Below are 25,871 nucleotides of genomic sequence, written 5' to 3'. Positions count from 1 at the left end.
TGAACCTTGAACTGTACATCGCCCAAGGCGACGCGGGTTGCAAGAGCGCCGTTGGATCAGAACACTACGTTGAGCATTGTCAGCGATACCACGAGGAACAACAAAGTCATGATGCCGCCTGAACGGACAAAGTCCATGACCTTGTATCCGGCGGGGCCCATGATCAAAGCATTTACCTGATGCGTTGGAATAATGAAGCTGTTCGACGTCGAGATCGCAACGGTCAATGCAAAAACGGCCGGGTTTGCTCCTGAGGCAACAGCGATGGACACCGCCAGTGGCACCAACAATACGGTTGCGCCGACGTTTGACATAACCAGTGAAAAGACCGTCGCAAGGATGGCGACGCCAGCTTGCAAAGACCAGATCGGCCAGCCGTCCAGAATGAACATGATCTGTTGAGCAATCCAAGCAGCTGTTCCGGTATTCTGCACAGCCTGGCCCAAAGGTATAAGGCTCGCCAAAAGAAAGACCGTATTCCAGCCAACCGCACGGTAAGCCTCGTCAATGCTCAGCACGCGTGACAGCATCATGCCAACGGCACCCACCAAAAGGCACAGCGATAGCCGGATGTCGGTGAACAGGATCAATGACAGGGCAACGGCAAAGAAAAAACGGCCCAGCCGACCTTTTGGGGCCGCAGTTCCTCTTGCGGAAAGTCGGACGTGACCACGATAAAGTCTGGATCTTGTTTGATCCGGGTTAGGTTGTCCCACCGGGTGTGGGACACCAGCATGTCACCCGTTTGAAACTCCACCAGACCGATGGCAGTTGGTTCGTGATCTTCAGTTTCCACATGACTGAGCGTGTCTTCACCGCGGTGGATGGCCAAAAGGCTCAAACCATATGTTTTGCGCAGCAACAGTTCGCGGGGGCATTTTCCAACCAATTTGCTGTCTGGCGGTATGACCAATTCGGCGATGCCGGCATTGGTGGGAGCGAACTCTTCGGAAAAGACATCCAATTCCGGGCGGATGTGCAGCCCATACTTTCGCGCAAAGCGATGCACCACCTTGGATTTCCCAATGATAGCCAAGCGACAGGGGGCGGCGATCTCGGCGGTCAGGATTTGAACCATCGACACCTTGCCGCGATAGAATGTCGAGATGATGTACAGATTGTTTTCCAGGTTGATATCCGCGAGGATCTGCCCGACCAGCGGGCTATCGGCGGGCACGTCAACTTCAAAGACTTCTGCTTTCAAGCCGTAAACCCGTTTGAGATAAGTTTGGGTGCCTTGCGCGCTGGTTCCGTCGACGCGAGCGGGGACGGCGGGCAGAACCCAACGACCCAGAAGCAGGAAATACAAAATTCCGGTGAAGATCAAAACTGCTCCGATAGGTGTGACAGAGAACAAGCCAAAAGGCTCCATCTTCTGTCCCTCGGGAAGGCCTTCATTCGCAGTAATGATCAGATCGTTAAGCAGAATGAGCGGGGACGAGCCCACCATTGTCATGGTGCCACCCAAAATGGCGCAAAACCCCATAGGCATCAAAAGGCGCGACAGGGGGATACCAGAACGCGATGAAATCCGGCTGACCACAGGCAGAAAGAGTGCAGCGGCGCCGACGTTTTGCATAAAGGACGATATGACGCCCACAGTACCTGAAATAATCGGTACGATGCGCCCCTCTGTTCGCCCACCGTACCTCAAGATTACGGCGGCGACCTTGTTCATGATACCGGTTTTGTCCAAACCAGCGCCGACGATCATCACCGCGATGATAGAAATAACTGCGTTTGACGCAAACCCATCGAAAAGGTTGTTCACGTCTGCCAGATTGCTCAAGCCGGGCAGGTAGCTGAGCATCCCAATGATGACCAGCACCAAAATAGCACTCAGATCTATTCGTATGAGTTCAGAAACAAAGAGAAAAACCGTAAATGCCAAGAGCGCGGCGACCACGCCCATTTCGTAGGTAAAGGCAAGTTGTTCCACTTCGCCTCCGTTTTATTAGTAGTTGGTATTAAACGAAGCTTACTCAACATCTGGCCATAGTGTCATGATGTTTCTTTAGGTCCAGTTTGAGTAAGTGGTCCAACTCGTGCCCTGAGCTATTGAAACACAGATCGCAAAAGGAACTTGGCATAGCAAGCCAAGGCCATTGTCTTTTCAGTTGGTTTTTCTGGCGTTTGTCTGACTTGAGACATGTCAGAAATTCGCCGTCAGCTGTGAAGAGTGCCCAGTTCGGGTGTATCGTCAGATGCAATCTCATCAGGCCAGTTTGTTCGCCAGACCTCGGCGGACCAGTGACCACAATGTACAGATGGCCGGTCGAAACCGGAGAGGGGGATACCAGCGGTGCAACAGTCGTATCGTGGCGTGGTACGGCAAAATATGGGAAAGAATAACGCTCGTTGCCGGAGTGGTTGACCACCCGATGCGGCGTTGAGACCCACCGACCACCCGACCAAAGTTCCAGCATATCACCGATGTTGACGACAAAACCGCCCGGCGGGCAGTCGGGGGTGATCCAACCGCCATCACGAGTCTGTACCTCGAGCCCGCCGACCGGATCGGGGGCGATGATGGTCAGTGCGTCCGTGTCCTTGTGCGGATGGATGCCGAACCCCGGCTCATCAGGCGCTTGGGGCGGATAGTGCAACAGGGTCATGTTGGTCATGGGCGTGTCAAATGCTGTTGTAAAAAGCTCTGGCGAAAGCTCCAGGGCTTCGGCCAATGCGCCAAGCAACAACAGAGCGACAGAGTCAAGTTGCCTCCAGTAATCCAAAAGAACACGCTGCGCGGATGGCACTTCGGCAGGCCAGAGGTTCGGGCCGTAGAGCGGACACTCTGCTACAATTGGGTCGTCGGCTTTTACCTCATGATGCAGCTTGAACCCCTCGTATTTGTCGGCCGATCCGGAACCGTCATTGGGCGTAAAAAAGCCAAATGGAATATAACCGCGATAGTTTTCGCGGGTGATCGCCTGTTCCCATTTGCGGGTTTCGGGGATGTCAAAAACCTCACGAACGCAGGCGCGCACGTTGTCCACGGTTTGTTGCGAAATGCCGGTGCCCGTGATCGACAGAAACCCGATGTCGGTGCAGGCGTCGTGGATTTGAGCGATCACTTTGCTTCGACCCGGGTCGGTTGGGTTTTTCAGTGGGGAAATGTCGATCGTGGGAATGCTTTGCATATCGTGCTCCGTCTGGCGGGTTAAAACAGCGTCAGCCCTGAACCGCTCTTGATCAACTCAATTTCCGACACTTGGAAGTCGCGAAAACCACAATGGCCGATTGCCCCAGACGCGGCGATAGCTTAGATCAGCGAAAACGCCAATCATCAGAGAGACCGCAATGCGCTTGTCCCGCTATTTTCTGCCTGTGCTCAAGGAAACCCCGAGCGAGGCCCAGATCGTCAGCCACCGCATGATGCTGCGGGCCGGCATGATCAAGCAATCTGCGGCCGGGATCTATTCCTGGCTGCCCTTGGGCTTCAAGGTGCTGCGCAAGCTGGAAAACATCGTCCACGAAGAGCAGATACGCGCAGGTCACATCCCGATGCTGATGCCGACCATGCAATCGGCGGACTTGTGGCGAGAAAGCGGGCGCTATGACGCCTATGGCGAGGAGATGCTGCGCATCAAGGACCGGCACGACCGCGATATGCTGTTCACGCCAACTGCCGAAGAGCTGATCACCGACATCTTTCGCGCCAATGTCAGCAGCTACAAGGACCTGCCGCTGACCATGTATCAGATCCAGTGGAAATTCCGCGATGAAATCCGCCCGCGCTTTGGCGTGATGCGGGGCCGCGAATTCTACATGAAGGACGGCTACAACTTTGACCTCACCAAAGAGGACGCGCTGCACGCCTACAACCGTCATCTGGTGAGCTACCTGCGCACCTACGAGCGGATGGGATTGCAGGCGATTCCGATGCGCGCCGATGGTGGACCTATCGGGGGCGACTATACCCACGAATTCCTGGTGCTGGCGGAAACCGGCGAGTCCGAGGTGTTCTATGACAGCGCCGTCACCGATCTGACCTTTGGCGATCGCGAGATCGACTATGACAGCGTTGAGCAATGCCAGTCCGTTCTCGAAGAATTCACGTCACGCTATGCTCGCACGGATGAAACTCACGATGAGGCCCTGTTCAATCAGATCCCCGAGGAACGCCGCCGAGTGGCGCGTGGAATCGAGGTGGGGCAGATCTTCTATTTTGGTACCAAATACTCTGAGCCGCTCAACGCAGTGGTGCAGGGACCAGATGGCAAACAGACGCCGGTTCACATGGGTAGCCACGGCATCGGCGTTTCACGCCTGCTGGGTGCGATTATTGAGGCGAGCCATGATGAAAACGGCATTATCTGGCCCGAGGGTGTTGCGCCTTTCCATTGTGGTATCGTGAACCTGAAACAGGGCGACGAAGCTGCGGATGCGGCCTGTGAACAGATTGAGGCGGCGCTGACTGCCGTGGGTCTGGAACCGCTCTATGACGACCGCAAGGAACGCGCAGGCGGCAAGTTTGCGACCATGGACCTGATTGGTCTGCCGTGGCGGATCACCGTAGGTCCGCGTGGCCTGAAAAACGGTGTCGTAGAGTTGACCAGTCGAAAGACCGGCGAAAGCGTCGAGATGACTCCGGAAGAGGCGGTCAATAAGGTGGTCGAGATTTACGCGCCACACCGCGTCAGTTCGGCCCTTGCCTGATTTTCGGCTCGGATTCGATAAAACCGAGGACTTGAGAGACCGCGACTTGTCGGATTGAGAACTCAGCGTGCGAAATCAGTGAAGCGTTCCCCGCTCAGGCGGGTGACGCAAAATCTCACCATCAGCAGACGACGCTGAAAAAGGCAAAACACACGGACGCCCAAATCGCTGCACCAGTGTTTGCATTTCCAGGCCCAAAAAGCGCAGACCGCAGATGCGGACCCCGTCGGATTGCTTAGTCAGGCAAAGTTGACCGTCGCGAAACATCGGGTGATAGCCTTTGGCTTCCAGTCGGTCGATCAGGTCCGTCCAGCTATCAGCCCTGGCAAACAGCGGCAAAAGGATGGCCCTGAGCAGGCTTGCGGTTTCGCAGTCAAATTTAGCAGGTCCGTTTGCCATGTGTTTATCGTCATTTGTTCCGCGCAATTGATGCACGTTTCTAAAAGCTTCGTTTCTAGTCTGTTCCATGAGCATCCCTTTTTGATGATGCCCCCGGGTGACGTAACGCTGGCAGATCGTTTCAACTGTTTCAAAACTTGCCGGTAGTTTTTGTTAACTTTGGTTAAAAACTTGGGTGATTTGGCGTCAATGTGTGGGGAAATTGCCTCGATGTTGCCGGATTGGAAACGCCGTTAGCGCGTGAATTTCGCCGAGACCTGCCGGATGAAACGGGATTGACTTGACCCTGCTGGCCACAAACAGCACTCTCCGCGCCAACAACATGAGCAGGAGCCGAAATGGCGACCACCCCAGCCCCATTTGCACCTTTCGAATGGAAGATTGCGTGGCGTTATCTGCGTGCGCGTCGCGCCGAAGGAGGCGTAAGCGTGATGACCTGGATCAGCCTGATCGGGATCACGCTTGCGGTTTTTGCATTGGTGGCGACACTTGCGGTGCGAGAGGGGCTGCGCTCCGACATCGTGCAGACGATGCTGGGTGCGAACGCCCATATGGATGTGCATTACCGTCGGGATTTGCAGGCTGAGATTCCCAAGGATCACTTGATCCGCGACTATGATGATCTGTCTATGCGACTGACGGCTATGCCCGGGATCGAGGACGTGGCGCCGCTGGTCCGTGCCCAGGTCATGGGCAGTTATCAAGGTCGCAATACGCCGGTCGATGTCTATGGCATTACCTTGGACGATCTACGTGACTATCCGATGATCGCCGAGGCCGAGGACAGATGGGGTGATCTTGACCGGTTCGATGAAGGCGTCGCCATCGGCGGGGCGCTGGCGCGTCAGTTGGGGATTGGCGTCGGCGACCGGCTAAAGCTGGTTTCACCTGACGGTGCACGCACGCCTATGGGGCGATCGGTTCGCGTTTCGGCTTACGAGGTCGTTTACATCTTTACGTCTGGTCAGGGCTTCGTGGATCAAAGCCGCCTGTACATGCCACTTGACGAAGCGCAGAGCTTTTTCAACCGCGAAGGTGCCGTTGATCAAATCGATTTGCGCCTCAGCGATCCATTGCGCGCCGAAACCCTGATCCTTCCTGTGCTGGATGCTGCGGGCGACCGCGCTTATCTCTACACGTGGCGTGACCGGGCCGGAGGTATGATCAGGGCGCTCAAGATGCAGGACAACGCCATTTTCATCGTGCTGGCGATTCTGGTGCTGATTGCTGCGCTGAATATCGTGTCGGGGCTGATCATGTTGGTAAAAAACAAGGGCCGCGACATTGGTATTTTGCGGACCATTGGCCTGACACAAGGAGCAGTATTGCGGGTGTTTTTCATTTGCGGTGCCTCTGTCGGCACAGCCGGTACCGTGTTCGGGGTGATTTTGGGGGTGGTCTTCGCGCTCAACATTGACAGCGTTTACACTTTTGTCGATTGGCTGTCGGGCAGTGGAGTACGAGATCTGGAGGCCAACGGATTTATTTTCCCTTCAGCCATTATCACAGCGTCGGATGTCCTGGCATCAGTCGCGCTTAGCATGGGGTTGAGTTGGTTCATAACCTATTTCCCGGCCCGCCGCGCAGCGCGGCTGAACCCGGTTGAGGCTTTGCGTTATGAGTGATTTGACCTTGCGCTTGTCTGGTCTGCGTAAGACCTACTTGGCTGGAACGCCCGGCGAGGTACAGGTTTTGCGTGGCGCGGATCTGGAACTTAGGGCGGGCGAGATCGTGGCGCTGGTTGCACCTTCGGGCGCAGGCAAATCCACTTTGTTGCACATCGCCGGTTTGCTGGACACGCCGGATGCTGGAACGGTTGAAATCGGGGGTCAGGATTTGACCGGCAAAAGCGACCGCCGCCGTACTGCAACGCGGCGCAGGGACGTTGGTTTTGTTTACCAGTTCCACCACTTGCTGCCAGAATTCACAGCGTTGGAAAATATTACTCTGCCGCAATTGGCCAATGGTATGTCCGACAAGGAAGCAGCGGCGCGCGGGATCGAGCTTTTGGATCGCGTTGGTGTGGCAGAGCGGGCAGATCACCGTCCGGCAGCCATGTCCGGCGGAGAACAGCAACGCGTGGCCTTTTGTCGGGCCTTGGCAAACAACCCCCGGGTTTTGCTGGCCGATGAGCCTACGGGAAACCTGGATCCGGCCACCTCGGACCAGGTGTTTTCAACCCTGGTAGATCTGGTGTCGGGGACGGGCCTTTCTGCCTTGATTGCCACGCATAACATGGAACTCGCTGCGCGAATGGACCGTGTTCTGAGGTTGGACAACGGTGTGCTTACGCCAGTTGTGTGACCCAGACCCCAAGGGCCATGATCGCAATGCCCGAGGCCCGCACCCAAGTAAGCGGTGACAGTTGTGCTCCGAAGAGGCCGAAGTGGTCGATGACGGCGGCACTGATCAACTGCCCCAATAGAACAAAGAACACAGCGTTGCCCACACCAAAATGCGGAGCGACATGAGTGATTGACAGGACATAGAAGGCGACAAGGAGCCCGGCCAGGAACAGGTGCTTTGGTGCCTCACCCAACTTAGCCAATGCTGCTGTTCCCGGAAAGACAAGCATCACTATGGCTGATCCCCCAAAAGCGATTGCAAACAGGACGACACCTGCGGTGGTCGGGGACGCAATGTACTGGCCCAGTGCGGCATTCAGGGCGGCCAATACTGGAATACCCACGCCGGCAGCTAGCATGATAATGGCATAGTGGGTCATTCGGTTTGCCTCGTTCCAATCGGTTTTGAATTGATCTGGATCATTGCGACAGATTCCGCGATGCACAAGGATTCTGCTTGAACAAATCGTTGCGCATGCGACGTTTGATGATTGAGTTAGCACGCGGGTAGAATCGGTTTGATCTGCATGGATTCAAACGTCGGCATAAATCGATCAAGCAAAGGGGAAAACAGGCATGAGAGCGAGCAGTTGTGCGATTTTCTACGTTGTCGGGGTGCTGGCTGGGTGTGCTGGCCCAGGGGCTATGCCCACGGCAAAAGAGGGGGAGCGGCTATTCATCGAAAACTGTGCTGCGTGCCACGACTACAATGCGCAAGGGGGCGAGATTTCGGCATTGGCCATTGCGCCGGATCTGACTCGACTGACTGCGCACAATAGCGGGACATTCCCAAGCGCAGAGGTATTATCAAAGATCGATGGGTACGGACAAAAGGGGCATGCAAACCCCGGAGCAATGCCAGAGTTCGGCGCAATCTTGTCCGGCGCGGAGGTCCCTGTTGAAATTGACGGTGTTTTAACCCCAACCCCACGAAATCTTGCAGCTCTGCTGGTGTTTTTAGAGAGCATTCAGGTCCCGGGTTAATCAGTCGCAGATCCCTTTGGTTTCTGCCTTTTTCCACGGCAAGTACACGTCTGTCTCTCTAGTTTGCGGAAGGTCAGAGACGGGGAAAGCGTCTTTTAGCATTTCGTGTAGCCGCTGTGTTCGGGCGGCCTTGGGCGCAAGAGCACGGCAACAAACGTACTCCTCGACGATTGCGCCTTGTTGTTCGAACCCGTAGCTCAGGAAATCCGGAGAGTGGTCAAGGTCGAACAAGTAGGGATCTTCCGAATTTGTATGTTCAGTAGCAGCCTTTAAGGGGTGATATCCGGTTCTGGCACGGTTCTGCCACTGCCAGACATGTGTCAGCTCGTGGGCCAGCAACATGGCTTCGACCAGGTAAAGCCGGTCGGGGTAGGCTGGCAGGTAGTTTTCGACATACCAGTTCTTCGTGAAATGAGACTCGGTTGAACAGCGCGACGGCAGCGGGCTTTGTCGTCACGATCTCCTCCTTCACTGGGGGAGAATACGTTCTCGGCAAGTGAGTCTGGGGCGTGGTTTTCGCTTGAACGTGACGCTGCCAACCGGTGCTCCCTTGACCAGCCGCACGCGATCAAGATTCAGGTCGTTTCCGTGGATCTTGGTCACAAAGGACATTTCAGTCTGTGTAAGGGGACGCCCGCAAGACACCAACACCAGAAAGAGCAAGATCGCACGCAGGAACATGACGCAAACCTAGCCCGGTGAACGCATCTCGGATAGTGGGCAACAGCAACAATTTCGTTATTTTTTCGCGCGTTGAACAGTTTCGCCGCTACAAACTCATGGCGAGCACCTGGCCGATCTCAGTCAGAGAGCGTCCAGATTGATCCATCCAAGTGTTGAAAGCATCCTGGGTCGCGCGCATGGCCTTTTTCGACGTTGGCGGCTTGTCGACAACGCCCTCGGCGATCAGGCGAGCAACAACGTCTTGTGACAAAATGAAACTGTCCCGTCCCGCAAATCGCCTTGCAAATTGCGCGGTGGTGCCCCCAAGTCTTGACGCGCGCTTTTTCAGCATATCCAACAGATCGACATAATCCGAAGATGGCCAACCGCCCAAAACCTTGCCAGCGCCCCCGTCATCGCGCAGTTCCAGCAGAAAGGCCGCATTGTCGCGAACAGCGGCGATCTTGGTGCCGTTTCGGACAATCCGTGTGTCTGTCAGAAGAGCATCGAGACTTTTCGTCATCCATAAAAGCACATCGGCCAACATCGAAACCGTCGAAAGCGTCTTCGAAACCCGACCATTTCGACTCGATGACTTTCCAGTTGAAGCCTGCCTGAAATACGCATTTGGTAATGGTGGCAAGCCAACGGTCTTCGGGTATGTCTGCCAACTCTGCAACACTTTTGGGTTTACTCAATTTGGCCTCAAGCGCTGCGTCGCCACCGTGGCGGCCAGCGGCAAGACCATATATCTCATCGAAATGATGCATGTCGTTCACTCTCACAATGCGCCTGAATGTTGCCAGTTTGTTCCATTGCTTGCAAGGCAATGATATCAAAACCCTCTTCGGCGCAACCTAAGGGGCAAAAAAGTAGCAGTGGCAGTGGCGACTTTCTTGCCGCTGTCTTCTTCTGTCATATCGCATCGCGCAAAGATTAACGCCCGACCAGCCCGCACAACCTCTGCGTGGCACAAGATTGCTGTGCCTACACCGGGACGTAAGAACTGGGTGTGTAGATCTGTGGTCGCATAGGGTTTGAACTCACCCGTATGGGCCACAACCGACAAGACCATAGATGTATCCGCCAATGCGGCAAGAGCTTGCCCTGACACGATTCCACCGACACGAGCGAGGTGTTCGGCCAAGGGCATTCGGACCAAAGCGTGGTTTTCGTCAATGGTTTGGATGGTAAGGTTCAAGGCCTTTACCCATTCGGCAAAATTGGCGTCCAAAATGGTTTGGGCGGACTCGGGTGTCATGCTGGTGCACTTTCTTTGAAACAATGATGGGGATGAATTCTAGTCTGCAAATGGGTCTGACAGTGTTCCGGCAAAGGGGTCAGATTGCGACGATTGTGCCTTCAGATACGAACGTTGGCAGGTGATCACCTCGTTGAAGGCTGCACGTGAGCCTCGCAAAGTATAACGCCCCAACACGTTTGATTTGAATGTCCATCTCATCGAGCTTTCGCGCTGAAACTCTTCGATAAAGAGCTTTGCTTGATCCGACTCGGCGTCGATCATGATACTCAGTCCCGGAAAGTCATTTGTCCGCAATCCGTCCATATCCATTGTCCAGGGACTTTCATCTCCGAACTTGACTTCGATTGCATATTCCTTGCCCGCTTCGATGGACTGCCATTTCTGATCAAGCAGTGTCACGTCCAGAGACAACTGGTTCTCGGTATTGTCAAAGCCTATGAAAAAGGCGGTATCTTCTTCGAACAATGCAAAGGCCTGACACCCTTCGCTGTTGGGATAAAACGATATGTCCCAACCTCTTACAGTTTTCCAGTCTATCGGTTCACTCAATGCCGAAGACCCCAGGCCAACCCCCAAAGCAAGCCCTGCCAGCATTGTTTTGAATGATGCTCGCGTCATTTTTGTCCCTCCTTTCATGTTCACCCAAGCACGAGACTATTCGGCTTGCCGCAAAGTGCCAAGCGGTGCTGGCTGCTGTCTGATAACTGTGACCCGGCGTCGAAGGGGTCGACAAACGCGGCAAAATCGTTTCTGATTGACTCATCAATCAATAAAAATCCGTCAGATAGTCGGGTGACACCTTTCGGGATTTACCAGATACTGACGGTAGAAAACACAAAACCAGGGAGAAATCTGAATGAAATCTGTAGGTCTTGGGATCGCACTGACTGCTTTGGCGGGAACAGTGAATGCAGCAGACTTGGGCGCCGCGGACGAGCCAATCAAACTGGCGGTCAACGAATGGACAGGTCAGCACGTGACTACGCATGTGGCCGGTGAAATGCTCAAAGCAGCTGGCTACAACGTCGAATATGTCACCGCCGGTTACATGAACATGTATCAGGCCATGACCGACGGTGAACTGCACGCGGCTCTGGAAATCTGGTCGTCGAACGTGTCCGAGGAATACGCAAAACACGTTGATGCAGGCGGTGTGACCGAATTGGGCGATCTGGGCCTGGATGCGAAAGAGGGTATTGCTTACCCGTCGCACGTTGCCGAAATGTGCCCCGGCCTGCCTAGCTTGGGAAGCACTGAAGGAATGTGCACAGAACTTTGCAACAGCCGAAACCCTGCCTGCGGGTCGCCTGGTTGATTATCCCGCTGATTGGGGCACACCAGGTGCGGACCGTATGACTGGTCTTGAGTTGCCTTTCAAAGCGGTTCCGGCTGGGTCCGAGGGTGCTCTGATCGCAGAACTGCGCGCCTCGACCGAGCGCAAGTCACCGTTGCTGATCACCTTCTGGCAGCCGCATTGGGCGATGTCGGCCTATGATGTGCAGTTCGTTGAACTGCCCGCAGGCGAAGACGCATGCTTTACCGACGCGTCGTGGGGCCCGAACCCCAATGCCGTCAATGACTGCGACTTTGCCCCGACCCGCATCTTCAAGGCGTCCTGGTCCGGTATGGAAGACAAGTGGCTTAGCCGCGTTCGAGATCCTGTCGAACTACACTCTCGATGTTGCTGACCAGCAGCCGATGATGGGTGCCATCGACGTTGATGGCGGTTCGGTCGAAGATGTTGTCGCTGCATGGATGGCGGAAAACGAAGGCACCTGGCGTCCGGTTGTCGACGCCGCAACCAAGTGAGCCACACCACGTGACCGACGCAAACACGTGCGGCCATCGCCTGCCAGGATCTCTGGCAGGTGTTTGGCCCGGGCGCTGAAAAGGCCCTGACCGACGCTTTGGCTCGGTCAGGGAATGACGCAGACGCCGCCGCCAAGATTTTGCGCGATGCCGGGTATGTTCCGGCGGTGCAAGACGCCAATTTCGACGTTAAAGAGGGTGAACTTTTTGTCATCATGGGCCTGTCGGGCTCGGGCAAGTCGACCCTGATCCGCTGCATCTCGCAGCTGCTGGATGGCACCGGCGGACAAATCCGCATCCACGGCGAAGACATCATGACAGCCAGCAAGCAGCGGCTGATCGAGTTGCGGCGCAAAAAGTTGGGCATGGTGTTCCAGCATTTCGGTCTGTTCCCGCATATGACCGTGCTGGACAATGTGGCCTATCCCCTGCGCGTGCAGGGTGTATCCCGCAAGGAGCGGCTTAAGAAAGCTGCCGAAGTTATTGAATTGGTTGGCCTTGAGGGGCGCGAAGAACGCTATCCGCGTGAGCTGTCTGGTGGACAGCGGCAGCGCGTCGGCATCGCCCGCTCGCTGGTGGCCGACTGTGAGGTCTGGTTCCTCGACGAACCGTTCTCGGCCCTTGATCCGCTGATCCGGCGGCAGTTGCAGGACGAGTTCCTGGAGATTCAGGCCAAGCTGAAGACGACCATCGTATTCATCACTCATGACATCAACGAAGCCCTGAAACTTGCTGATCGTATTGCGATTATGCGCGACGGCAAGATCGTGCAGATCGGCACACCAACCGACATCGTGTTGAACCCGGTCGACGACTACGTACGCGAGTTTTCCAAGGATGTGGCCAAGGGCCAGCATGCCCGCGTTGCCTCGGTTATGAGCCAGGGCACCGATGGTGTCGGGCCGGACGATCCCGGCCTGCGCACCGACATGACACTGGACGCCGCCCTTGCGCATTGCATGGAGCTCTATGAGCCCGTGCCGGTTCGTGACAAAGAGGGCAATCTTGTTGGGATGGTGAACCCCGCCGATCTGGCGGCTGCCCTTCAGGTAGAAGAGGCATGACCGCGCTGACAGATGTGCCCGTCACCCGCACGCGGTTGACCGTTGGCTCGCAGGCGGCGCTGATCACCTTGCTTGTGGGTGTCATTTGCTTGGCGTTGGAGCCGGTTGCACCGTGGCTTGTGACATGGCCGGTGGCTTGGGTTTTGCCCGCGACTGATTGGGTGGGCTCGATCCTGACCGCGGTGTTGACCACGATGAAACCGGTCGCGCGCGGGTTTTCTGCGCTGATGGCGTATCCGATGGACTGGGCAAACTTTGTGCTGAACGGTACACCCTGGCCGCTGGTGATCGGCATTGTTACGGCCGTGGGCTGGTATCTGGGCGGATTGCCGATGGCTGCGCTCGGGTTTCTGGGTTTGAGTTTTGTTTTGGCATCCGGCTACTGGTCCGAGAGCATGAACACACTGGCATTGGTCGCCGTATCTGTGCCGCTGGCGTTGATCGTGGGCGGCGCGATCGGGGTGCTGGCCAACGAATTCCCTAAAATCAAGAACGGCCTCCAAGCTGTTCTGGATATTATGCAAACTGTACCGACCTTTGCCTACCTCACACCGCTCTTGCTGCTCTTTGGCTTTGGTCCGGTGGTGGGTCTGATCGCCTCGGCCATCTATGCCGCCCCACCGATGGCGCGCAATGTGCTGCTGGGGTTGGAGCGCGTGGAATCCGAAGTGAAAGAAGCCGCTGTGATGGCAGGTGGCACCCGTCTGCAGCAGCTGTTTCAGGTCGAGATCCCCTCAGCCTCGACCCAGATCATGGTGGGTGTGAACCAATGTTTGATGGCGGCGCTGTCGATGGTGATCATCGCGGCTGTGATCGGCGGTTTTAACGACATCGGCTGGGAAGTACTGTTGACCATGCGCAAGGCACAGTTCGGCGAGGCGCTGATTGCGGGCATGGTGATTGTGGTCTTTGCCATGGTCATCGACAGGATGAGCGGTGCTTTGGCGACCGAGCGCAAGCGGTATGACACCCGCGTTGTGTGGGGGCTGCTCGGCTTTGCAGTGATCTTCACCGTGGCTTTCTGGACGCGCCTGCCGGTTCCGTCTGACCTGACATTGCTCGACCCGGTATCTGATGCGTTGGACAATGGTTTGACCGAGTTCACGCGCTCGAACGGTGCGGCACTGGATGCGTTCAAGAACAACGCGATGTTCTATGTGTTGCTGCCACTGCGGATCGGGTTGGATCAGGCGGTTCTGCCGTTCACCTGGGGGTTTGCCTGGACCACGAACATGAGCCTTGGGCTGTTCCTGGCTGGTGCCGCGATCGGTGCGGTGCTGGCGTGGCGGGGGAATGTGACGGGGGGCTGATGGTTCTGATCGGCTTTGGCATGCTGGAAACTGGCATCTCGAACTTGCCGTGGCCTTTTGTCCTGACCGGTGCCGCCGCTCTCGGCTGGGTCGCAGGCGGCCCGCGTCTGGCGATCATGGCCGCGGGCTTGCTGTCGACGATACTGATCTCAGGCCTCTGGGACCGGGCGCTTCTGTCGCTGTACCTCAGCGGCGCAGCAGTCTTTGCCTGCGCCATCGTCGGCGGTCTGGTTGGCCTGCTAAGCGCGGTGAGCCCATTGGCGTGGAAAATCGTGCGTCCGATCTGCGACATGTTGCAGACGATCCCGTTGTTTGTATTCCTGATTCCAGTGTTGATGGTGTTCCAGATTGGCGAATTCTCGGCTTTTCTGGCGATCTGCGCCTATGCCATCGTGCCGATGATCCGCTACACGCGGCACGGGCTGGTCAACACGCCCGAAGAGATGATGGAAGCCGCCATTGCAAGTGGGGCAACACAGTTCCAGATCATGCGCGACATCAAGGCACCCTATGCGGCGCCGACGATCCTGCTGGGGCTGAACCAGACGATCCTTTACGCATTCGCGATGCTGGTCATTGCGGCGCTGATCGGGACCACCGGCCTGGGTCAGTCGATCTATCTGGCGCTTGGCAAGGCGGACATCGGTCTTGGGATCTCGGCCGGTGCGGCGATGGCGATCCTGGCTCTTGTGGCCGACCGTCTGGTGCAGGGCTTCGCCGAAGAGCGGCGCAAGGCGTTGGGGCTATAGATCATGGCAGCGGCGGGGCTTAGGCCGGTTTTCCTGGCTTTCCTTGCCGCCGCTCTTTGGGGCCTGTGGTGGATTCCCATTCGCTGGTTCGATGCACTGGGCCTAACCGGTGCTACGGGTGGGGCGGCAATGAATACCGGCGCCTTTGCGGCTTGTCTGCTGTGGATGGTGATCCGGCGCGAGCCGTTTTTCCTTGGCCCCAAGGCGGTGCTGGGTGCTGCCTGTGTTGGAGTCGCCATCGGCACCTACTCAGTGGCCCTGAATTATGGGGACGTGGTTCGGGTGATCTTGCTCTTTTATCTGGCGCTGAGCGTGGTCAAAACTGATCGAGTGGCGGTTTTTGAATATGCCTTGGCGCTGGACGTCGACTCTGGCTCTGGTTGCGGCGTTGTCGGGGGCGTTCCTTGTTTTGGGTGGTGACATCGCGACCACTGGCGTTACGGTCGGCGACGGGCTGGCAGTGATGTCTGGTATCGCCTGGTCGGTGGGCGCAACGCTGATCTTCATTAATCCTGGCAGCGCTCGGCCCATTCCGTTGAGCGCTGTTTCGGCATTGACCGCCGCCTTGATTGCTTTGTTTTTCATGACGATCGAAGGAGACTGGCCAGCCAGCGGGCAGGGGGCGTTGATTGCGGGAGGGTTGGGGCTGGGGCTGCTCTATGTCGTGCCGATTCTGGCGCTGACCCTATGGAGCGCACAGGTGCTCAGCCCGGCAACGCTGACCTTTCTGCTAACGGCCGAAATCCTTGCGGGCGTGATCTCCAGTGCCATCTTGCTGGACGAACCTTTTGGCCCCTTGCGCGTGGCCGGGGCAGCTTTGATCGTTCTGGGCGCGCTGAGTGAAATTTTGCCGTCGCTGCTGCGGCGCCCAATTGATCCGGGTCAAGGACAGGCCTAAGCCGAAAATCTAGGTCTGCGGAAAAACGGACAAGACACAGATGGATGGTTGGTTCGAGTTTGGTGCAGCATTGACGGCGTTTTTTCTAAGCCATGCTATTCCTGTGCGCCCGCCTGTTCGGCCCTGGTTGATCTCTGGGCTGGGATTGCGCGGATATTTGATCAGCTATAGTGCCCTGTCGATCGCTGTTCTGGTCTGGCTGTTTGGTGCAGCCGCGCGCGCGCCGCACGTCGGGATCATCCCGCCTGAACCAATGTTGCGATGGGTTCCGTTTGTGGTGATGCCAATTGTCTGCGCCTTGGCCGTAGCAGGTTTGCGGGCCAACAATCCCTTGTCATTTGGGGGTATGGGGCAACGAACGTTTGATCCCAAACAGCCCGGGGTGTTGGCCGTATCGCGCCATCCGATCCTGCTGGCTGCTGCGCTTTGGGCGGTCGCGCACTTATTGGTCAACGGTGATCTGGCTCATGTCATCCTGTTTGGCATGATGGGAGGCTTTGCTATCTTTGGCATGCGACTTCTTGATCGACGCAAGAAACGGGAGATGGGCAAAGCTTGGCAACAAGCAGCAGCGCAAACCGGAGTGTGTGATTTGCGTAGGTTGCCCTCTATCCATCCTCTGGATTGGATGTTGGCGGTGGGACTTTATGGGTTTTTGCTATTGGTCCATGAGGGTGTCATCGGACTGTCTCCCTTTCCGGTCTAGCCGTCTGTGAACCATCTGTGGTGGTCGTGGGCACAACGACATGCTATTTCAATTCAAGATTTGCGAACCAAGGACGTCGAACGATGCATCTGGCTTATGTGACCACCACACAGAGAGGCGAAACCGATCGCCTGCTGAGCGCGTTTGCGGAACTGCTTGAATCACAGGGTGTTTCGTTGGCCGGCGTTGTACAAACGAACACTGAATGCGCAGACAACGAAAAATGCGATATGGACCTTAGGGTATTGTCGGGCAACGGCGAGGTCATTCGTATTTCCCAATCACTTGGGGCAGGCTCGCGTGGGTGCCGATTGGATCCTGCAGCGCTGGAACAGTCGGTAGGCTTGGTAAGCGCAGCGCTTGAGGAAGAGCCCGTGCTGTTGATCGTCAACAAATTTGGCAAACACGAAGCCGACGGGCGAGGGTTCCGCACAATTATTGCCGACGCACTGTCACGAGAAGTGCCTGTTCTGGTCGGGGTGAACGGTTTGAACGAAGAACGTTTCATTGCCTTTTCAGAAGGCGTGGCCGAAAAGCTGCCAGCAGATCTGACAGCGATGGTCGAGTGGTTGGACAGGGTCGCTCCCGAGAAAACTCAAGCAGCCTAAGGCCAAAGAGACGGCAAACATCTGGCCGTGGGTGCAAGTGCTTGGTTCTAGGTGGGAAAATGGCATCCCGTAGGGGAATCGAACCCCTCTTTCCAGGTTGAAAACCTGGCGTCCTAACCGATAGACGAACGGGACGCTCTTGGCGTGAAGCGGTATCTAATTAAGGCGAGGCTGCTGCGCAAGGGCCTTTTTCCATGAACGTGTGGATTTTTTCAATCCACGGTCCCGGCCAGTAGATCCCTATGTTTTGGTTTAATTTTAAGGTTTTAGGGATGTTTACGAATACTCAGCAAGAAATAATCTGCTGTGCGATCTATGGTGCCATCTAGGGAGAAAATGGCATCCCGTAGGGGAATCGAACCCCTCTTTCCAGGTTGAAAACCTGGCGTCCTAACCGATAGACGAACGGGACGCTCTTAGCGTGAGCGCGTATTTAGTTTCCCCTGTCGGGGTCCGCAAGTCCAAAAATGCGGTTTGTGGAAAATTCTTTGGCTTCCCTCAGGTCTCACGCTGGTGCGGCGTCATCCAGGCGCAGTTGTGCGGATTGCCGCCCGCCCCAGGTGTTGATCTCTAGCCGTCCGGCAAAGTGAAAACGCGCACCACCGTGATTTAACAAACGATCCCCAAGAGGCGTGTCAAACGCGCCAAAGGCGATCGCGTCGATGCCACCCGACAGGCCGTCTGACAGCGACAGTTTCAGGTGTGACTCGCCCACACGTTTGGCAAAGCGAATGCTGAGATCGGGCAAAGCATAGCGCGGAGCAGGGGCACCAGCCCCAAAAGGGCCCGCCTGTTCAATTTGCTCGATCAAGTCAACGGTTACCGCGCCCGGCATCAACATGCCGTCTAGTTTCAGGTCAGCAGGCCCGCCTTCACCAGCGCCCTGTTTTGCCAGCAATTCTCTGAGCCGCTCCATCGCCGGTTCCAATTTGTCGCGCATTACGGTCAGGCCCGCCGCCATCTTGTGGCCGCCCCCTTTGACCAACAGCCCCTCGGCCGCCAGCCGTTGGATCGACGCGCCAAGGTCCACGCCCGACACCGATCTGCCCGAGCCTTTGCCCTCGTCACCGTCGAACCCGATGACCACGGCGGGTCTATTCGCGGCTTCTTTCAGGCGCGAGCTGACGATGCCCACAACGCCCGGATGCCAGCCTTCGCCAGCGGCCCAAACCAAAGGTGCCTCCAGCCCACGCTGTTCGGCTTGATCCATCGCAGCCGCACGCACCGCATTTTCGATGTCGCGGCGTTCGCGGTTCAAATCGTCGAGACGTTCGGCCATCGCCTCAGCCTCGATCATCAGATCTGTGCTTAGCAGACGCGCGCCCAGATCCGCCTTGCCGATGCGACCGCCTGCGTTGACGCGGGGGCCTAACAAGAAGCCGAGATGGTAGGTCGAAGGCTGGGCATCCATGCGCGAGACGTCCGCCAAAGCCACCAGTCCCGGTCGTTGCCGTTGGGCCATAACCTTCAGTCCCTGACGTACCAGTGCCCGGTTGGCTTCGATCAGGGGGGCCACATCGGCCACCGTGGCCAGTGCCACCAGATCAAGCATTGCCATCAGGTTTGGGCCTTTGGCACCGGCTTCGCGCATCTGGCGGCCTGCTTCGACCAGCATCAGAAACACGACACCTGCGGCACAGAAATAGCCCAGATCGCCGCTTTCGTCCTGCCGGTTGGGGTTCACGACAGCCACGCACTCCGGCAGCGTTTCTCCGCCAAGGTGGTGATCAAGCACGATCACATCCGCGCCCTTGGCTGCTGCAATCGGTTCATGACTGAGAGTGCCGCAATCGACGCAGATGATCAGGTCGTGATCCCGTGCCAGCGACTGCATGGCAGGGACATTCGGGCCGTACCCTTCGTCGATGCGATCCGGCACATAAAGCGTGGACTGCAGCCCCATCTCGCGCAACCAGACGATGAGCAACGCAGCCGAGCTGCCGCCATCAACGTCATAATCCGCAAAAACAGCGATCTTCTGGTGCTCGCGTACTGCCGTCAGAAACCGGGTGGCGGCGACCTCCATGTCTTTCATGGATCTGGGGTCTGGCAGCAGCTCTTTTAGGGTGGGGGCCAGAAATCCCTTTGCCTCCATCGCGGGCACCCCACGCCGCGCCAGCACCTGACAGACCGAGGCGGGCAGATCGCTCGACTGCGCCATCATCTCGGCGGCGCGCTCAACCTCGATCGACGGTCCGACCCACTGCCGACCCGTCAGTGACGCAGAAACACCCAGATAGTTCATCCGATCCCCCATATGGCAAGGCCGGGCCCATTCACGGACCCGGCCCTTCATCTTTTCATAAGTACTCGTGCCGCAGGCAGCGGCGCAAGCCGCTTATGCCTCGTGTGACGACAGCGGAGTGCGATAGCTCATGCGGCGCACAGAACCAGTTTTTGACCGCATCAGCAGCGTGGTGGTTTCAACCCAGCCCGGCTGGCGCTTGATCGGGGGCAGCAGCGAACCACCAGTCACGCCGGTAGCGGCAAAGATCACGTCGGCTGTCACCATCTCGTCGCGAGAATAGATGCGGTCAAAATCGGTGATGCCGGCCTTGGAGGCGCGGCCGCGCTCGTCATCGTTGCGGAACAGCAGGCGGCCAAAGATCTGACCGCCCATGCACTTCAGCGCTGCCGCTGCCAGAACGCCCTCGGGCGCACCACCGGACCCCATGTACATGTCGATACCGGTGATTTCGCTTTCGGCGCAGTGCATGACACCCGCTACGTCACCGTCGGTGATTAGGCGGATGGCAGCACCGGTTTCACGCACCTCTGCAATCATCGCCTCGTGGCGTGGGCGCTCCAGGATGCAGACGGTGATGTCGGCGGGAGCGCAGCCTTTTGCCTTTGCTAGGGCCTCAACACGTTCGCGGGGGCTCATGTCCAAGGTGACCACACCAGCCTCATAGCCCGGACCGATGGCCAGCTTGTCCATATAGGTGTCGGGCGCGTGCAGCATAGAGCCGCGCGGGCCCATGGCGATCACGGTCAGAGCATTCGGCATGTCCTTTGCGGTAAGCGTCGTACCCTCCAGCGGGTCCAGTGCGATGTCGACGCCGGGGCCGTTACCGGTGCCAACTTCTTCGCCGATGTAGAGCATCGGCGCCTCGTCGCGCTCGCCTTCGCCGATCACAACGACGCCGGCGATGTCCAGCTTGTTGAGCTGCTCGCGCATGGCGTTGACGGCAGCTTGATCAGCCGCCTTTTCGTCGCCACGTCCAACCAGCGATGCCGAGGCCAGTGCAGCCTGTTCCGCGACGCGGGCCGGGCCCAGCGAAAGCATGCGGTCGTCAAATGCGATATTGGGTGCCGAAGCGCTCATGTTTGTTATCCTTTGGTCATCTCAGACTATTTTTACCGGCATACCCCGGACATGTTAATTCCTGCAAGAGGCAGGGCTCAAAGCTCTTCGATCCGCAGTGCGACCGGTTCCATTGCGACAACATCTGTTGCGCCAAGGGCCATCAATGCCGCGTCCAGAGCGGCGCGTGTGGTCTTGTGGGTCACGATCAGGATCGGTGCTGTGGCATCGGTATGGCCGTATTGGCGCATCCGATCGATAGATACACCCGCATCGCCGAGGATCGACGCGACCTTGGCCAAGGCCCCCGGTTTGTCCAAAAGAGCCATACGCAAGTAGTAGGGCGCAGGCAGGCCAGTTTGCGCGGGCTTGGCGTTCTGCAGCATTGCGGCAGGCTGGCCAAATGTAGGGATACGCAGTCCGCGCGCCAGGTCACAGATGTCGCCCAGCACTGCGCTGGCAGTGGGGCCTTCGCCAGCGCCGGGACCACGCAGAACGATCTGTTCAACTGCGTCGCCCTCGATCACCACCATGTTGGTGCCGCCCTCAAGCTGGCCAAGGGTGAGGTCGCAGGCACAAGGCAGGGTTGCATTCGCTGCTCCAGCCCGCGTGCGGTGCGCTGTGCCACGCCCAAAAGTTTGATGCGATAGCCCATGTCGGCGGCCTGGTGAATGTCCTCCAGCGTGATGCGCTGGATGCCTTCAATCTCGATCCCGTCAAAGTTCGGCTTGGTGCCAAATGCGATCGAGCTCAGGATCGCCAGTTTGTGCGCTGCGTCGATGCCGCCCACGTCAAGGTTCGGGTCGGCCTCAAGGTAACCAAGCTCGGCACATTCATCAAAGAGTGCGTTATAGCCCAGGCCCTTGGCCTCCATGTTGGTCAGGATGTAGTTGCAGGTGCCGTTCATGACGCCCATGACGCGGGTAACCTCGTTCCCCGCCAGCCCTTCGGTCAGCGATTTGATCACCGGGATGCCACCGGCAACGGCAGCCTCGTACCGGATTACGCGGTCTGCAGCTTCGGCCTGATCGGCGAGCGCCTGACCGTGGATTGCCAGCAAGGCTTTGTTTGCCGTCACGACATCCTTGCCTGCGGCCAGTGCCGTTTCGGTCGCATCCTTGGCCGCGCCTTCAGAGCCGCCCATCAGTTCGACAAACACATCTACATCATCGCGCTTGGCCAAAGCCACGGGATCCGACTCCCAGGCGTAACCAGACAGGCTCACACCCCGGTCCTTATCCGCGTCGCGGGCTGAAACGGCCGAGATTTCGATCTTGGTACCGGTGCGGGCCTCAAGCAGCGCGGCCTGACGGCGGATGATCTTGACGACCCCCACGCCCACGGTTCCCAAACCTGCAATTCCAAGCCGCAGTGTTCGTGTCATCGTGAGGGTCCTTCCATGCTATGAAACCAGCCAAAATTTCGGCCTGAGGTCGGTTCGTGCCTTAGCGGGTTCAGCGCATGGGTGCAATCAATCAGATGCGGGTCGAGGGATAGATTCGTCCAAACGGTCGCGATCATTCTCGGTAACAACCGGTTTTTGCAACAACTGGGCCCGCCGTTGCAGATTGTCGCGGCGGGCAGCCAGTTGCTCGGTGACTTTCTCGGCTTCTTCCTCGGGTGCGACCGGAGGCCCCAACGTCGGCTCGAGCGGAACAAGAGCCGGATAGTCGGCATTTCGCAATCGTGGCGTAACACGCTCGTTGAGTTCCGGCACCTGTGTGCATGCGGATGCAGTAACTATCAGGCAAAGAGCAAAGCGCAGGTTCATGTGTTTCGTTTCCCACAATCGTTGACCTTTGATGCCTGTTCAGCGGAAAAGGCGCAAGCAGGGGTTTTTTCTGAACGATCGTTCATATAGCGTGTAATGCATGGCACGCACACAAGGTTCTCATTCCGATATCACAGGGCCGCGCATATTGGACACGGCGCAGCGACTGTTTTCCCGACACGGATACGCGGCAGTATCTATGCGGCAGATCGCGGGAGAAGTTGGCGTGCAGGCCGGTGCGCTCTACAACTACATCCCGGATAAGCAGACGTTGCTGTTTCAGCTGATGCAAAGTCATCTGACAGAGCTGTTGGATGCGATCGAGGTCGAACCCCAACCAGTTACGGCGATGGCTCGACTCGAGGCCTTTACCCGGTTTCACATCCGCTTTCATTCCGAACGTCCGGACGCGGTCTTTATCGCCTATATGGAGTTGCGAAATCTCACATCCGAGAATTTCGAGGCGATCGAAGAATTGCGAGGGCGGTATGAAAACATGCTCGAAGAGATATTGCGACAGGGGATTGAGGACGGGGTTTTTGATGTACCCGATCCCAAGATCGCCACACTCGCCGTGATTGCCATGCTGACTGGGGTCAACACCTGGTTCCGGTCTGGAGGGCGCTTGTCGTTGCCCGAGGTGGAAAAGATCTATTGGGATATGGTTCGCAAGGCAGTTGCGTCCTGATCAGGCAGTTTCAGCCAACTCATAGTGATGCAGAAAGCGTTCTTTCACGATCCCCTCCTCATCGGGGTGAACATGTGGCTGTCGCCAGTCATCCCCGGCGAAGGCAGCCAATGCTTCGACGGAGTCCCACACCATTACAAGACAAAACTCGTTAGGGGTTTCCGGGCGCGGCAAGCAGGGGGTAATTGACACCATTCCCGGCTGACGGCGCATCGGCGGCATGGCTGTGTCGAGCATGAATGTGCGAAAATGGTCAATTCTGTCATCGTGGATGACGGCGCGGAAAATTCGAACGATCATGATGGCCTCCGTTCAAAGAAGGCCATCATAGCACATGATTAATGAGCGGCCTTGATGAAGGTGCCGTTGCGCAGATCCCGCATGGCCTGCTGGAGCTCGGCCTGAGTGTTCATCACGATGGGCCCGTGCCAAGCGACAGGTTCTTCTATCGGGGCGCCCGAGATCAGCAGGAACCGCACGCCCTCGGCCCCTGCCTGGACGGTCACCTCGTCCCCGGTTCCGAACCGGATCAGGGTGCGGTCGCCTGACATGTCGCGGATGTTCAATTCTTGTCCGGCCACTTCTTTTTCAAGCAGTACGCCTGTGGGCTGCGAGGCATCAGCAAATGCAGCGGCCCCTTCGAACACATAAGCAAATGCGCGGCGATAGGTGTCGATCCGAAACGTCTTCTTGATCCCTGCAGGCACGTGAATGTCCAGATACTGCGGATCGGCTGCAATGCCATCCACAGGGCTAGGCCTTGCCCCAAAACTCTCCCACGATTACTCGCACGCGGGTGCCGTCATCGTCGATGACTTCGGGGATCTCCTTGGCCTCGACATCCTGATATCGCGGCGCGGTCATCTTTTGGCTGGCGGGCAGGTTGCCCCAAAGCTGGAACCCGTGCATTTGACCGGATGCATTGCCTTCGGGCATCTCCTGATGCAGTATGCCCGACCCGGCAGTCATCCACTGCACGTCGCCTGCGCCAAGCGTGCCGGTGTTGCCCAGTGAGTCCGCATGTTCAACGGTGCCGGATAAGACATATGTTATCGTTTCGATCCCGCGATGTGGGTGCCAGGGAAAACCGCGCATGTAATCCTGCGGGTGCTCGTTGCGGAAATCGTCAAAAAGCAGAAACGGGTCGAGCTCTGACGGGTCCTGAAACCCGAAGGCCCGATGCAGTTTGACGCCTGCGCCCTCCATCGTCGGAGTGGCAGGACGTGTTTCAAGGATGGGTCTGATGGTCATGTGTCAGCCTTTGAATGCGATGTGGTTTGAAATGTAGGGCGCGCGACGAGGCGGCTCAATCTGACAGGAGGCACGGGCGCTGTGCATTTGTGAACGAAAGTCTTGCTATTGTCGCAGTCCGGTGCGCAGGCGTAGGATCAGGATATGACCCACTCCACCGACCAATTGGCGACCTTGCCCCAGGGCATGATGATCGCCGCGCTTGAGCTGATGAATTACATGCTGGGCGATGCTTTGAAAACCACAGATGCCGATGACGTGTTGTGCGAGATGTGCGACCGCATCCGGCGTGCGGGTGTGCCGCTGGATCGCGCCAGTTCCATCGTGCCGCTGCTGCATGCCGAGGCCGTGGCCAGCGCACGGTTCTGGGAGCGCGGCTCGGGCGCGCGCAGCTACTTGTTTCCCTATTCAGCGGAAAGCGGCGAGGGGTATTCGAAATCCCCCGCAGCTGATGCACACAACAGCGGAGAGTGGGTGGTGATGTGGCTGCCAGACACGCCGGATGATCGCTATGATATCGTGCCAGAGCTGAAAGAGGCGGGGCACACCCATTACATCATGGCACCGGTGTTCATGCGCAGCGGCATGTCCAGCACCTTCAGCTTTGCGACCAGTGATCCCGCTGGGTTCTCGGCACAGGATTTTACCTTTCTGCGCGCGGTTTTCCCGGCACTGGCCGCCTGCCAAGAGATCCTGACCACGAACCGCGCCATGCACGAGGTGATGCGCATGTATGTTGGCGATGAGCCGCATCGTCGTATTCTGTCGGGTGATGTGCACCGGGGTGAGGTCATGCACATCCGCTCGGCCATCCTGTTTGCCGACATGCGCCGGTTTACCGAACTGACCGCCGACATGTCGGCCGAGGCGGCGACCGGGCTATTGAACACCTACTACGATTGCCTGGTGCCCCCGGTCGAAGCGGCGGGCGGCGAAGTGCTCAAGTTCATGGGCGACGGCATCCTGGCGATCTTTCGCGCCGAACAGGACGGCGTGGCCGCCTGTACCGCTGCGCTAAAGGCATCCCGCGAAGGGTTGGCTCGGGTTGGGGAGGCTCAGACGACGCCCGCCTTCGAGGTAGGTATCGCCTTACACTTCGGTGAAGTCGCTTACGGCAACGTCGGCTCGGGCATGCGGCTCGATTACACGGTGATAGGGCGCGATGTGAATGTGGCGGCCCGCGTGGCGGGACTGTGCGGGACGCTGAACCAGCCGCTTCTGGTGTCCGAGGCTTTTGTTGACCACTCTGGCGTTCAGGGGCGTTCCTTGGGGCAACAGAAACTGAAAGGGTTGCAGACGGCGCAGGATGTCTACGCGGTTGGCCCTTTGTACTGAACCAATACATGACGCTTGCGTTCTGCGATGCCGCGCCGAGCCGCAGGTGAGGCGCCCGGCCCAA

20 protein-coding genes, 2 tRNA genes and 7 pseudogenes are annotated in these 25,871 nt (G+C 57.5%); 13 read left to right on the top strand and 16 right to left on the bottom strand.

The window, feature by feature from the left end:
- Positions 1-56 precede the first annotated feature (56 nt).
- Positions 57-1,912, bottom strand: a pseudogene (locus ACZ1HE_RS14410) (SLC13 family permease).
- 70 nt (positions 1,913-1,982) lie between these two features.
- On the bottom strand, positions 1,983-3,140 hold the full coding sequence (locus tag ACZ1HE_RS14405; RefSeq protein ID WP_472621837.1) for an isopenicillin N synthase family dioxygenase: 1,158 nt from the start codon (positions 3,138-3,140) through the stop codon (positions 1,983-1,985).
- 160 nt (positions 3,141-3,300) lie between these two features.
- On the opposite strand from ACZ1HE_RS14405, the gene proS reads away from it, so the two are divergent.
- A complete protein-coding gene (gene proS / locus ACZ1HE_RS14400; RefSeq protein WP_472621835.1) occupies positions 3,301-4,659 on the top strand; it encodes a proline--tRNA ligase in 1,359 nt (452 codons plus the stop codon).
- Between the two features lie 75 nt (positions 4,660-4,734).
- Here the strand turns inward: proS and ACZ1HE_RS14395 are convergent, their stop codons facing one another.
- Positions 4,735-5,058, bottom strand: a complete 324-nt coding sequence (locus tag ACZ1HE_RS14395; RefSeq protein ID WP_472621833.1) for a hypothetical protein — start codon at positions 5,056-5,058, stop codon at positions 4,735-4,737.
- 338 nt (positions 5,059-5,396) lie between these two features.
- Between ACZ1HE_RS14395 and ACZ1HE_RS14390 the strand changes: the two genes are divergently transcribed.
- The gene (locus tag ACZ1HE_RS14390) at positions 5,397-6,683 is read left to right on the top strand and encodes an ABC transporter permease (protein ID WP_472621831.1); all 1,287 of its coding nucleotides are present in this window, start codon (positions 5,397-5,399) and stop codon (positions 6,681-6,683) included.
- The gene (locus ACZ1HE_RS14385; protein ID WP_472621829.1) at positions 6,676-7,362 is read left to right on the top strand and encodes an ABC transporter ATP-binding protein; all 687 of its coding nucleotides are present in this window, start codon (positions 6,676-6,678) and stop codon (positions 7,360-7,362) included. Before ACZ1HE_RS14390 ends, ACZ1HE_RS14385 begins: the two co-directional genes overlap by 8 nt.
- Here the strand turns inward: ACZ1HE_RS14385 and ACZ1HE_RS14380 are convergent.
- Positions 7,346-7,783: a DMT family transporter gene (locus ACZ1HE_RS14380; protein WP_472621827.1), complete on the bottom strand. Its 438-nt coding sequence runs from the start codon at positions 7,781-7,783 to the stop codon at positions 7,346-7,348. The two genes, ACZ1HE_RS14385 and ACZ1HE_RS14380, sit on opposite strands and share 17 nt — an antisense overlap.
- A 196-nt stretch (positions 7,784-7,979) precedes the next feature.
- Here ACZ1HE_RS14380 and ACZ1HE_RS14375 point away from each other — a divergent pair, with 196 nt between their 5' ends.
- A complete protein-coding gene (locus ACZ1HE_RS14375; RefSeq protein WP_472621825.1) occupies positions 7,980-8,387 on the top strand; it encodes a c-type cytochrome in 408 nt (135 codons plus the stop codon).
- On the opposite strand, the pseudogene ACZ1HE_RS14370 reads toward ACZ1HE_RS14375, so the two are convergent.
- From ACZ1HE_RS14370 to ACZ1HE_RS14355, 4 genes and pseudogenes are all read right to left on the bottom strand, one after another.
- Positions 8,388-9,068 (bottom strand): annotated as a pseudogene (locus ACZ1HE_RS14370) (hypothetical protein). It lies immediately after the preceding gene.
- Positions 9,069-9,156: 88 nt separating this feature from the next.
- A pseudogene (locus ACZ1HE_RS14365) lies at positions 9,157-9,820 on the bottom strand (DNA-3-methyladenine glycosylase I).
- A 65-nt stretch (positions 9,821-9,885) separates the two neighbouring features.
- The gene (locus ACZ1HE_RS14360; RefSeq protein ID WP_472621823.1) at positions 9,886-10,311 is read right to left on the bottom strand and encodes a PaaI family thioesterase; all 426 of its coding nucleotides are present in this window, start codon (positions 10,309-10,311) and stop codon (positions 9,886-9,888) included.
- Positions 10,312-10,350: 39 nt separating this feature from the next.
- Positions 10,351-10,932 carry a hypothetical protein gene (locus ACZ1HE_RS14355; protein ID WP_472621821.1) on the bottom strand — a complete coding sequence of 194 codons (582 nt, stop codon included), beginning with the start codon at positions 10,930-10,932 and terminating at the stop codon, positions 10,351-10,353.
- A gap of 238 nt (positions 10,933-11,170) precedes the next feature.
- On the opposite strand from ACZ1HE_RS14355, the pseudogene ACZ1HE_RS14350 reads away from it, so the two are divergent.
- From ACZ1HE_RS14350 to ACZ1HE_RS14320, 7 genes and pseudogenes are all read left to right on the top strand, one after another.
- Positions 11,171-12,123, top strand: a pseudogene (locus ACZ1HE_RS14350) (ABC transporter substrate-binding protein).
- A gap of 59 nt (positions 12,124-12,182) precedes the next feature.
- Positions 12,183-13,187, top strand: a complete 1,005-nt coding sequence (locus ACZ1HE_RS14345) for a quaternary amine ABC transporter ATP-binding protein (protein WP_472621819.1) — start codon at positions 12,183-12,185, stop codon at positions 13,185-13,187.
- Positions 13,184-15,246, top strand: a pseudogene (locus ACZ1HE_RS14340) (ABC transporter permease). The gene ACZ1HE_RS14345 and the pseudogene ACZ1HE_RS14340 overlap by 4 nt, the downstream one beginning before the upstream one ends.
- A gap of 3 nt (positions 15,247-15,249) precedes the next feature.
- Positions 15,250-15,666 carry a hypothetical protein gene (locus ACZ1HE_RS14335; RefSeq protein WP_472621817.1) on the top strand — a complete coding sequence of 139 codons (417 nt, stop codon included), beginning with the start codon at positions 15,250-15,252 and terminating at the stop codon, positions 15,664-15,666.
- Entirely contained in the window at positions 15,593-16,144 is a 552-nt protein-coding gene (locus ACZ1HE_RS14330) for an EamA family transporter (protein WP_472621815.1), read from the top strand. The genes ACZ1HE_RS14335 and ACZ1HE_RS14330 overlap by 74 nt, the downstream gene beginning before the upstream one ends.
- A gap of 40 nt (positions 16,145-16,184) precedes the next feature.
- Positions 16,185-16,850: an NnrU family protein gene (locus ACZ1HE_RS14325; protein WP_472621813.1), complete on the top strand. Its 666-nt coding sequence runs from the start codon at positions 16,185-16,187 to the stop codon at positions 16,848-16,850.
- An 83-nt stretch (positions 16,851-16,933) separates the two neighbouring features.
- Positions 16,934-17,458, top strand: a complete 525-nt coding sequence (locus tag ACZ1HE_RS14320) for a DUF2478 domain-containing protein (RefSeq protein ID WP_472621811.1) — start codon at positions 16,934-16,936, stop codon at positions 17,456-17,458.
- Positions 17,459-17,518: 60 nt separating this feature from the next.
- On the opposite strand, the gene ACZ1HE_RS14315 is transcribed toward ACZ1HE_RS14320, so the two are convergent.
- The 6 genes and pseudogenes from ACZ1HE_RS14315 to ACZ1HE_RS14290 form a co-directional block, all read right to left on the bottom strand.
- Positions 17,519-17,593, bottom strand: a tRNA-Glu gene (locus tag ACZ1HE_RS14315).
- A gap of 202 nt (positions 17,594-17,795) precedes the next feature.
- Positions 17,796-17,870: transfer RNA gene (locus tag ACZ1HE_RS14310), tRNA-Glu, on the bottom strand.
- Between the two features lie 93 nt (positions 17,871-17,963).
- Positions 17,964-19,703: a single-stranded-DNA-specific exonuclease RecJ gene (recJ, locus tag ACZ1HE_RS14305; protein WP_472621809.1), complete on the bottom strand. Its 1,740-nt coding sequence runs from the start codon at positions 19,701-19,703 to the stop codon at positions 17,964-17,966.
- A gap of 93 nt (positions 19,704-19,796) precedes the next feature.
- On the bottom strand, positions 19,797-20,783 hold the full coding sequence (gene glpX / locus ACZ1HE_RS14300) for a class II fructose-bisphosphatase (protein ID WP_472621807.1): 987 nt from the start codon (positions 20,781-20,783) through the stop codon (positions 19,797-19,799).
- Positions 20,784-20,860: 77 nt separating this feature from the next.
- Positions 20,861-22,146 (bottom strand): annotated as a pseudogene (locus ACZ1HE_RS14295) (homoserine dehydrogenase).
- 87 nt (positions 22,147-22,233) lie between these two features.
- Positions 22,234-22,533: a hypothetical protein gene (locus tag ACZ1HE_RS14290; protein ID WP_472621805.1), complete on the bottom strand. Its 300-nt coding sequence runs from the start codon at positions 22,531-22,533 to the stop codon at positions 22,234-22,236.
- Positions 22,534-22,633: 100 nt separating this feature from the next.
- Here ACZ1HE_RS14290 and ACZ1HE_RS14285 point away from each other — a divergent pair, with 100 nt between their 5' ends.
- Positions 22,634-23,221 carry a TetR/AcrR family transcriptional regulator gene (locus tag ACZ1HE_RS14285; RefSeq protein ID WP_472621803.1) on the top strand — a complete coding sequence of 196 codons (588 nt, stop codon included), beginning with the start codon at positions 22,634-22,636 and terminating at the stop codon, positions 23,219-23,221.
- Here ACZ1HE_RS14285 and ACZ1HE_RS14280 read toward each other — a convergent pair whose 3' ends face one another.
- Both ACZ1HE_RS14280 and ACZ1HE_RS14275 read right to left on the bottom strand, forming a co-directional pair.
- Positions 23,222-23,521: an antibiotic biosynthesis monooxygenase family protein gene (locus tag ACZ1HE_RS14280; protein WP_472621801.1), complete on the bottom strand. Its 300-nt coding sequence runs from the start codon at positions 23,519-23,521 to the stop codon at positions 23,222-23,224.
- Between the two features lie 38 nt (positions 23,522-23,559).
- Positions 23,560-24,472: pseudogene (locus ACZ1HE_RS14275) on the bottom strand (pirin family protein).
- Between the two features lie 144 nt (positions 24,473-24,616).
- Here ACZ1HE_RS14275 and ACZ1HE_RS14270 point away from each other — a divergent pair.
- Positions 24,617-25,807, top strand: a complete 1,191-nt coding sequence (locus tag ACZ1HE_RS14270; RefSeq protein WP_472621799.1) for an adenylate/guanylate cyclase domain-containing protein — start codon at positions 24,617-24,619, stop codon at positions 25,805-25,807.
- Positions 25,808-25,871 lie beyond the last annotated feature (64 nt).

The sequence above is a fragment of the Falsiruegeria sp. JB4-1 genome, assembly GCF_055693495.1.
The sequence above is the reverse complement of the archived record's forward strand: the minus strand, read 5'-3'. Positions and strand labels throughout refer to the sequence as shown.